Source organism: Shewanella sp. (genome assembly GCF_051658185.1).
Taxonomy (GTDB): Bacteria; Pseudomonadota; Gammaproteobacteria; order Enterobacterales; family Shewanellaceae; genus Shewanella.
This window is the reverse complement of record NZ_JBOFMC010000072.1, coordinates 1-9,225: the sequence shown is the minus strand read 5'-3', so window position 1 is coordinate 9,225 and position 9,225 is coordinate 1. Positions and strand designations below refer to the sequence as shown.

Here is a 9,225-nt window from a genome sequence, read left to right as displayed (position 1 = left end):
TCACCCCATCGACAATGTTAAGCTCGCGATTTGGTAACAATTTACCGCTGCTCCCATCGCTTAACGCTGGGCCGGTGGTGATCTGTGAGCCCATTTCGGTCATGCCGTAGCTGGTAAAACTGGCAATGCGGCGTTGCTTAAGTTGGTTGAGCAAGTCCTGCGGGATCGCGCCGCCACCCAGCAGTAAGGCTTTGATGCTGCTAAGGTCGGTGGCTTGATCGTGGAGCAATTTCAGCAGTTGCGCGGGGACGAGGGAGAGATGGGTTATCTGATCTTGGGGGATCTGCTCCGCCAAGGTGAATGCTGCATCGGGCAACACCACCGTGGCCGCAACTAAGGCGCAGCGATTAAGGATGGCAAGCCCACCGATATGAAACAGTGGCAATGACAGTAACCAGCTATCCCCTTGGGCCAAGTCGATGACAGTGCGTGCGCCTTGGGCATTGGCAATGTGGCCAGCAAGGCAATGCACCGCCGCTTTCGGGCTGCCACTGGAGCCTGAGGTTAAGATCGCGTTGCAGGGCCGCGCCATGTCACAGCGTGGCGGACTCAGCCGCTGGGCGTTTGTCGGCGCGCCGATGCCGGCGAAGATGGGGTCAAGCGCCACGTTAAGGGCTTGGCAATGGACAAGGTTTTTGTCAGCTTGGTCGCTGGGCTCGCGCCAATAAAAAACGATGCGGTGACTGTCGATAAGGCCTTGGATCTGGCTGATGGGAAAGCGAGGCGAGATAGGGAAAAAGATCGCCCCAATATCAACACAGGCCCAATAGAGGCAGATCATCTGCAGATTATTACTGCTGATGCAGGCGAGAGCTTGCCCTTGGTTGACACCCGCGGCGCGGAGTTGATGCCCCAAGGCGATGACAGTGTGGCTAAGATCAGCATAACTGATGTGCTGGCCGCGCTGCTTTATGGCCGTTTGCTTGGGGAATGTGGCCGCCGCGCAGTGCAGCGGCGAGAGTATGGTGTGGGGCGCAGACATAGCGTTCCTACAAAGTGCTGGCGACACACTCAAGTTGCTTGAGTGTGAGGCATTGGGGTTTGCCGGATGAGACGATGACATCTTGGCTAAAGGCACTAAGCGTATCGAGCCCGGGGATTTCATCGGGGGTGAGAATGGCGGCTAAACACGCCAAATCATTGATACCTAGGCTGCTTTCAAGGCTGGAGCTTAAGATGCAGCGCACCCCGTAACTGTGGGCGGTATTAATGAGCTGCTCGAGTTTTTCGATACTGCCGAGCAACATCGGTTTGCACACCAGTGCCGTAAGTCCCGCTTGCATGACAAATTGATAGCTTGAGTCGTTGAGCGTCTCATCGAGGGCGTAGGGCAGCGCAATCGCCTGATACAGCGCAAGATTATCCTGAGGGTGTTGGCAGGGCTCTTCAATGTATTCAATGGCATCTAAGGGTAGGCAGGCGGCAAAATCGAGCGCTTGCGCTAAGGTAAACCCACGATTAGCGTCGAGGCGCAGTTTGAGGTGGGGGCGCTGGTTGATAATCCCATAGATCAGCCTCAGTTCTTCTGCTATTGAGGTTTGGGCCACTTTTACTTTGACGGCGCGGGTATCCATGGGCAAGGCGGCGATCTTAGCCTCAAGCGCTGCCTTTGGCGCATCTGTTGGCTGATAAATTAACGGCACAGTGGTGGTGACTGGGCGCACCCCATCGAGTTTACCGCTGAGCTTGGCGTGCAATAGGCTTAAGCCAAAGGCGATGGAGGGGTAAGGGCTCGCTTCGGCGTATTCTAGCAGTAGATCAATAGGTTGATTGTGTAGCTTTGGCAATAGGGATTGCAGCGTCTGCTGGACGTCATCGAGACGTTCGCGGCTAAATCCGCTCAATGGTTGCTGGTCAATATCGATACCCGAGAGGGGGGCGATATCAACGCAGCACATCTTGGTCGAGTCTGGGCTTGTGCCCTCGCCTTGGGCGCATGCTTGCAGGACTAAGCCCGCGCGCTGATCGATACGTTGTTTACCCACGGGCAGTAATACCTCCAGGGGGAGGCGATATTGATACAAGCTGAGGGATGTTAACCGCATAGCATGGTGCATGGCTTGCCTCGACATTAGGAGTTGCTCCCTCAACTGGCCGTTAATAATGGCAATAACTTTGCCATCAAGGCCGCGGGGGCGCTTTGGTGGATGTTATGACCCGCACCCGCAATCTGGTGTACCTGTAGGGGCGCTTGTAATTGCCATTCTTTGGCAAGGGTATGGAATTTGGCATCCTGCTGCCCCGCAAAAAAATGGCATGGGCAGGCAAGGCTGGCGGGCACATCCCACAGCGGCTCCTGGGCGGAGAGCGAGGTTGCTAAATAGATTGCCGTAAGGGTGGCTTTCGGATGGCTATCGAGCATGTTCGCCCGCATGGCAATGGTGCGCCGCCTTTGCTCTGGGCGCATGTCTGCAAACACCGCCTGTTGGTACCACAGGGTTAAAAAGTCCTGACTACTGAGCGTAACGAGGCGCTCGGCCCACTGGGCATCTTGCTCGGCGCGAGCGCTGCGTTCCTGAGCGCTCGTTAACCCGGGATGACAGGATTCGAGCAGCAGGCTGCGTAGGCGCTCTGGATGGGCTTTGGCCAGATGTAGCGCAATACGCCCTCCAAGAGAGTACCCGTAAAGATGGAACGTACCCAGCCCCAACCTATCGAGCCGCGACAGAATATCCTGCACGCAAAAGTCAAACCCCGCCGCTAAGTTAACGGCGCTCAGGGCGGGCTGATGCTCGCCGTGACCCGGTAAATCGAGGCACACGCAGTGAAACTGCTGGCTCAGGCTTGGCAGCAGCGGTAACCAATCGGCCTTCGAGCCTAAAAATCCGTGGAGCAGCACTAAGGCGGGTAGCTTGCTGTCACCGTAACGGGCTAGGGTCGGCATTAGCTTTGTTTTACCCACAGGCTAATGGCAGCAATTTGGTCGCTGGCTTGGTGCTGGCTGACATTGACTTCAATCACAGTGGCACCCTGTGCATCGAGTGCTTCATGGTAGCTTGCCTGAAAATCTGCCAAATTATCGACCTGCTGATAGGGCAGATTAAACATGGCGGCGGCATAACCAAATTCTAATCCATGGCTTAGGCGGTAATAATCGCTGCGCACCCGTTCATTGGGCACAGGTAGCAGATTGAAAATGTTGCCGCCATCGTTATTGAGGATCACGATCACTAAGGGGCTAGCCAGCTGCCGCGCGATAGCGAGGGAGTTGAGATCATGCAATTGAGATAAATCGCCGATGACTAAGGTCGTGGGTTTACCAGCGTGGGCGGCAAGGCCGCAAGCGGTGGCCAACAGGCCGTCAATCCCCGATGCGCCGCGGTTAGTATAGGTGATGGCGCTATCACAACTGACTGGCGCATACATATCGTATAAACGGATGGGCAGACTGTTACCGATAAACAGCTGTTGCTGCCCGGGGCGAGTGCTCGCGATGGCCCGCACGACCTGTGCTTCACCAAATTCCCCATGATCGATATTGCGAGTAAATAATTGGTGCAACTCATCGTTATAAGTGACTAAGGTGTTAGCCCAATTGGCCGAGGAGGAGCGATACCAGTTTAATGCGGCAAATTGGGCGGCGCTGGCGTGCCAAATCTGTTTGGCATTATGGCTGGGATCGAGCCGGCCGTGCTCGGGTAATACTTGCCAGTAACTGTGCCAGTGTTGCTCTGCTAAGTAACTGATAAGTCGTTTAGACAGCAGGCGGCCACCCAATAACAGGACCCGATCGGCTTCTTGCAGCAAATTGCGTGCCTTAGGGTGCTGCAGCAGTTGATCAATATTGCCAATGGCGCCGGGGTGTTGCCTAAGCTGGGATTGCGCATCGGTCAGCAAAGGCCAGCCGAGTTTTTGCGACAGGGCAATCAGCTGTTCTGGGTCTTGTTCTGGCGTTAGCGTGCCCGCCACTATCACCCCTTTGCCGTGGACAAAGCGCATAATCGCATCTTCACTGGGGAAGCTCTCGGCGGAGCATTGACCATATTGGGTATAGGGCTTTGAGTGCGCTAACCATGCCTGTACTGGCTTAAGATACGCCGACTCAGGGCTGAGGAGCGCTCCATTTAGCTCGCTGGGGTATAAAGGCTCGCGGTACATGCAGTTGATGTGCACGGGGCGAGTTTGATTGGCCAGCGCTTCATCTAAGGTGGTCAGTAATGCTTGGGGCGCAATATGGCTATCGGGGGTGGGTAAATTCACTTGCTTGGCGTAGTTAGCGAAGATCCCGGGTTGCACTATTGCCTGATTGGCACCGCAATCGAGTAATTCTGGAGGGCGATCACCTGTTAATAGGATTAAGGGAACATGGGTGAGCCAAGCTTCCACGATTGCCGGATATAAATTGGCTACCGCCGTGCCCGAGGTGGTAATAATCGCCACGGGTGCTGCGCTTGCTTTAGCAAGGCCCAAGGCCATAAAGCCTAGGCCGCGTTCATCAAAATGCATGTGGCGCTGTAGCTTGGTTTGCTGAGCCGCGGCCAGCGTTAATGGGGTTGAGCGTGAGCCGGGTGCCATGCAAACATGTTGCACTCCAAGACGGGCCAATTCCTCAAGGAGCAGTGCACCCCAAATAAGATTGATTGTGGCTGTATTTTCGGTCCGCATAGCAGGATCTATCAAGATAAAGATAGGCTTAGTGTAACGTGTTTACGCCTTAAGATGTATGCTTGGGTTAACAAATCTTAGGGCTTGGGGCGCTCTTATCTTTCATGTACGCAGGCTTTGCTATGGGCAAGGCTTAGCGCCCAATGAGCATGTCGTACGTGCGTGGCCAACGTTAAATAATATTCTCGATAATTTTTTTAATCTGTTGGCTGACCCAAACTAAATCATCACTCATAGGCTTAAGCTGATTTTTTTGGATCAGCAAAATCGTTGGTGCCTCGACATGGGAATGCAGGCGCTCGGTTTCTAATTGGGATAATTGGCAGGTATGCAATTCAGGGATGTCGCTCGCCAGTTCATGAATAACCCGATAGGGCAGCAGCGAGATGGTTTGGCTTTCGCTTAAGTATTCAAACAAACTTGAAATACTGGAGAGGGTAATTTCAGTATGCAGATTGATGCCATTTTGGGCGCAAAATTCTTGGTAGGGACTGGGTCTGGTGCTGGAGTTCCCAAGGTTGGTATTGATAAAGGGATACTGGGCAATACTTTCGAGGGTGATCTCTTGTTTAAAAATGGGGTGATTCTTGCTGGCAATAAGGTAAACCTTATTAATACGTTGCAGTGGTGTGGTTTGCAGTTTGTCTGCGTTTTCGGCAATCCCATTGCCTACGCGGTTGCAGCATATGCCGAGGGTCGTCTCACCACTGATAATGTCCTGCATCGTGTGCTTTGACCAAGGCGTTACGTTGATCTCAATTTGTTTTTGTTCTTCTTTAATCGCTTGCATTAAGGCCTTTGGAAAGGCGTGAGCAATAAATCCAGGGGCGGCAATTTCGATATGGGTTTTTGTCTGACTGGTTTTGGTGGCCTGTGCCCGTTGGAATTTGGCTGCGCAGGTAATGGTTTCTTTCGCGATAGGATATAAATAAGAGGCAAACTCATTTGGGAATAAGCCATATTTACGCCGAATAAATAATTCATCGCCAAAAATCTCCCGTAGATTTTTGAGGCTCCGACTAATTTTGGGGGCGGGAATGTCGAGAGTCTTAGCGACGAAGGTCGCTGATTTATTCTCATATAATGAAACCAGTATTTTCAAACTCAGAATATCGAGGTCATCCATGTTGTTAATATGCATTTTTAATATTCCTTAATTTGACTAATTGCGGTATTTTACGGATCTGTTTTGCTATTAGGTACCAATGTAATATTAAGCATACATTAAGGTTTTGCTTTGATCTTTGTCTATTTTCAAAATAATAGGCATTTTGGGGTTTTTTATATGTAAAATACCTGGTATTTGAATTTTCAAAATTTCACATTCTAATATTGCTAAAGCTGAATTTTAGTATTTGCATTAATTTTTACCAGTGTGTGCATTTTACATTTTCGTGAAGTGATAATGTGCTCATTGTCTTAATGCCTTGTTTTTGCTTAAGTAGATAATTACAAGTGTGATGTGGATCAAAAAAATTAAGGTGATTAACCATAATACTGATGTTGCTTTAAAGGAGAATATAAAAATATAAATTTGTTTTTGGAGGCGTGTATGAATACTTCAGTCATTCTCAGCTATGCGTTTATGTACTTTGTACTATTCGTTGCCGTACCTTTTGTGTTTGTTATGTTTGTCATGACCTGCATTAAGTTTTTTAGAGCAGATCATGAAGACGCACACCATGAAATGAAACTCAAACCGGTATTTGAAGATAAACAAAGTTTTAGCTTTTTTAAGTCACTTAAAACCGTTGTCGAAGGGAAGTATGACGTTTGCTGTAATGTCCCATTAGATACGGTATTTGATATGGACTTACATGATGCGAACTTAAATCATGAATGCCGGCTGGACTACGTGTTGATCGACCATGACTCATCTGAAGTCAAAATGGTGATCAGTGATGCAGGTAAACAGAATAACTCACCACTGAAAAAACTATTTGGCAAATTCAATATTGGTTTTATTGAAATGAATCAGCATAAGCAGTGGGACCCTCAAAGTATCAAGCAAGCGTTAGCCGTCTAATTGTGACCGTCGGGTTCGGCACTGTCTGAACCCTGACTCCCCCCTGCCTTCCCCAATAGATAATGATGAGGATTTCCTATGTCTACAGGACAATGGCTGTGGTCATTTCGCTTAGGCTGCGCGGCATTATTGTTGAGTTTTGCTGCAAGTAGTGCAGAGCCAGTCAACCAGATTAATCATGATGCGTGTATGAAGTGTCACAAGCGTAATGGTCAAATGTTAGGGCATCACGGCCAAGATGCCATGAACATGAGCTGCTCGAGTTGTCACGGTGAGAAGGGCTCACACCCGCGTAAGCCTAATGATCTCGTACTCTTTGGTATGCAAGCTGCGACGGAGCCTGCGCTGCAGCTCGCGGCCTGTATGAGCTGCCATACGGCAGAGCAACTGAGCGAAGCGGATTGGACGCATAATGTCCACGCTGAAAAGGTGTTGTGTGCTGGCTGTCATAAATTACACAGTGCCGTTGAGCCGATGGCGGATATGACTCCTCAAGTTCGCAGTCAGCTGTGCCGCAATTGCCACATCGAACTGCAGGAATAAGCTTATGGAACATTCAAAAAGAAGATTTCTTAAGGGGACATGTGCCCTGTTAGCTGGTGCCTCGGGTGCGGCCTTGTTGGCGACCGTTAATGCTTCGGGTGAGGCGAAAGCTAAAGCAGAGGTGAAATATGCGCTGATCCACGATGAAACCAAATGCATTGGCTGCAATGCCTGTGATGTGGCTTGTCGTGAGGTCAATCAGGTACCTGACGGTGTATCCCGCCTCAAGATTGAACAAACCGGCCCCTATGGCGAATATCCGCAGCAGTATTATCATTTCAGCCGCAAATCTTGCCAGCACTGCGAAGATGCGCCCTGTGTCAATGTATGCCCAACCGGGGCGGCATTTATTGATAAAGAGACGGGCATTGTGGCCGTGGACGCGTGGAAATGTGTGGGCTGTCAATATTGTATTGCGGCTTGCCCTTATCAGGTGCGCTTTATTAACCCGCAGACCCGCGCCGCCGATAAGTGTGATTTTTGCCGTGAAACTCATTTGGCTCAAGGCAAGCAGCCCGCCTGTGTCGAGGCTTGTCCAACAAAGGCGTTAGTGTTTGGCAATTTACAGGATCCGAGCTCTGAGCTGGTGCAAGTGCTGCGTTCTCATCCGACTCAGCGTGCCAAGGTCGATTTGGGTACTCGCCCTAAGTTGTTCCACATTGTGGCTAAAACCGGGGAGATGACATTATGAGTGCATTTCATTTTGATACGTTAGTGTGGCATTGGCCAATCGCGATTTACCTGTTTTTAGCAGGCGCATCAGCGGGTGCCATGTTTTTTGCGGTGCTACTCAAGCATGTGGTGCTCAAGCATAACGCCTACCAATCAGGATTTGTGCAGGCCGCTTGCATTGTCGCGCCCGTGGCCGTGATGGCAGGCCTGGGGATCTTGGTGGTTGATTTGACCAAGCCTTTGGATTTCTGGAAGATCTTGGTGTTTTACAACCCCAGCTCCGTGATGTCGATGGGCGTGCTGATTTTATTGATTTACCAAGTATTTATGTTTATGTGGATCGGCTTGGTATTTCGTAAACCCATTGATGCTTGGTGTGAGACGCGCCTGCCTATCGTCCTTAAGTTAACCGCGGTTTTAGCTCGCTTTGAGGCAACGATTACCGGGTTACTGGTGATATTCTCCCTCGCACTTGGAGCGTATACCGGGTTTCTGTTGTCAGCGCTGCCCGGTTATCCGATGCTCAAAAATCCGGTGTTGCCCTTGTTGTTTTTGGCCTCGGGGCTGTCCTCGGGAGCTGCCTCGGCACTCCTTGGGGGCGTGCTGCTCAATGCCAATCCGGATGCGAAGGAAGTACACTTTATCCATAAGGTAGAAATTCCGCTGATTTTGATTGAAATCGTCCTGATTTTTACCTTCTTCATGGGCTTAGTGCTCACCGGTGGGCAAAGTAAGCTCGCGGCCTTCAATGCCATCGGCTTCGGCTTCTGGGGCTGGGTATTCTGGCTGGGGATTATGGGTCTTGGGCTATCCGGTCCCTTGGCGATGAACCTGTTTATGACAGCCACCTCGAAGCGCAAATGGGCTTATGTGGCGGGCACCGCTTGCTTGAGCTTGCTTGGGGTGATCCTGCTGCGCCACTTTATTCTCTATACCGGGCAGATGACCATTGCGTAAAGGTCCTAAGGTATGAGCCGTATCGGTGAGCCATGAAAAACAGTATCAAAGAAAGCGCTGCGAGCAAGACCTCTCTCGCCCTAGCTAAGTTGAGGATGGGGTTAAGTTGCTTGTCATGGTCCGCCGTAACAGGGAGGTCGCTGGGCTAGGATGCCAATGTTGGGAGTGAGTCATTTTGCCCTGCCTCCACTTGGGCTTTGCCACCTTTTTTATTTAGGGGTGGCCTTTCTCCCTAGAGGTGGGCGAGGGTGATTCCCCTAAGTTATTGATCCATTCACTCATTACCACATGGGTTTTGATTTTGATGATATCGGTATGGGTATCGATATATTCGCGGATCTCATGTAACCGACGCATTGACGGGGCATGGACATACACCAGTAAATCCATTTCGCCAGAAATGCCGCGGCAGGTGATCACCT

Annotated in this window: 10 protein-coding genes; 4 read left to right on the top strand and 6 right to left on the bottom strand. The window is 50.7% G+C overall.

The window, feature by feature from the left end; all coding sequences use genetic code 11:
* The 5 genes from ACRCZA_RS03315 to ACRCZA_RS03295 form a co-directional block, all read right to left on the bottom strand.
* On the bottom strand, positions 1-982 hold a 982-nt coding region (locus ACRCZA_RS03315; protein ID WP_438673065.1), incomplete at its 3' end, for an AMP-binding protein.
* Between the two features lie 7 nt (positions 983-989).
* Entirely contained in the window at positions 990-2,045 is a 1,056-nt protein-coding gene (menC, locus tag ACRCZA_RS03310; RefSeq protein WP_438673066.1) for an o-succinylbenzoate synthase, read from the bottom strand.
* Positions 2,046-2,086: 41 nt separating this feature from the next.
* Complete coding sequence (menH, locus tag ACRCZA_RS03305) at positions 2,087-2,884, bottom strand: 2-succinyl-6-hydroxy-2,4-cyclohexadiene-1-carboxylate synthase (protein WP_438673064.1); 798 nt, start codon at positions 2,882-2,884, stop codon at positions 2,087-2,089.
* The gene (gene menD / locus ACRCZA_RS03300; RefSeq protein WP_438673063.1) at positions 2,884-4,605 is read right to left on the bottom strand and encodes a 2-succinyl-5-enolpyruvyl-6-hydroxy-3-cyclohexene-1-carboxylic-acid synthase; all 1,722 of its coding nucleotides are present in this window, start codon (positions 4,603-4,605) and stop codon (positions 2,884-2,886) included. The genes menH and menD overlap by 1 nt, the downstream gene beginning before the upstream one ends.
* A 172-nt stretch (positions 4,606-4,777) precedes the next feature.
* Positions 4,778-5,746, bottom strand: coding sequence for a LysR substrate-binding domain-containing protein (locus ACRCZA_RS03295; protein ID WP_438673062.1), 969 nt, complete (start codon positions 5,744-5,746; stop codon positions 4,778-4,780).
* 411 nt (positions 5,747-6,157) lie between these two features.
* Between ACRCZA_RS03295 and ACRCZA_RS03290 the strand changes: the two genes are divergently transcribed.
* The 4 genes from ACRCZA_RS03290 to nrfD all read left to right on the top strand — a co-directional run bounded on the left by ACRCZA_RS03290 (position 6,158) and on the right by nrfD (position 8,803).
* Positions 6,158-6,631 carry a hypothetical protein gene (locus ACRCZA_RS03290; protein WP_438673061.1) on the top strand — a complete coding sequence of 158 codons (474 nt, stop codon included), beginning with the start codon at positions 6,158-6,160 and terminating at the stop codon, positions 6,629-6,631.
* Positions 6,632-6,709: 78 nt separating this feature from the next.
* On the top strand, positions 6,710-7,174 hold the full coding sequence (locus ACRCZA_RS03285) for a nitrite reductase (RefSeq protein WP_438673060.1): 465 nt from the start codon (positions 6,710-6,712) through the stop codon (positions 7,172-7,174).
* Positions 7,175-7,178: 4 nt separating this feature from the next.
* Complete coding sequence (locus tag ACRCZA_RS03280; protein WP_438673059.1) at positions 7,179-7,865, top strand: 4Fe-4S dicluster domain-containing protein; 687 nt, start codon at positions 7,179-7,181, stop codon at positions 7,863-7,865.
* A complete protein-coding gene (nrfD, locus tag ACRCZA_RS03275; RefSeq protein ID WP_438673058.1) occupies positions 7,862-8,803 on the top strand; it encodes a cytochrome c nitrite reductase subunit NrfD in 942 nt (313 codons plus the stop codon). The genes ACRCZA_RS03280 and nrfD overlap by 4 nt, the downstream gene beginning before the upstream one ends.
* A 213-nt stretch (positions 8,804-9,016) precedes the next feature.
* Here the strand turns inward: nrfD and ACRCZA_RS03270 are convergent.
* Positions 9,017-9,225 (bottom strand): Lrp/AsnC ligand binding domain-containing protein (locus ACRCZA_RS03270; protein WP_438673057.1); only part of this gene is annotated, 209 nt, incomplete at its 5' end.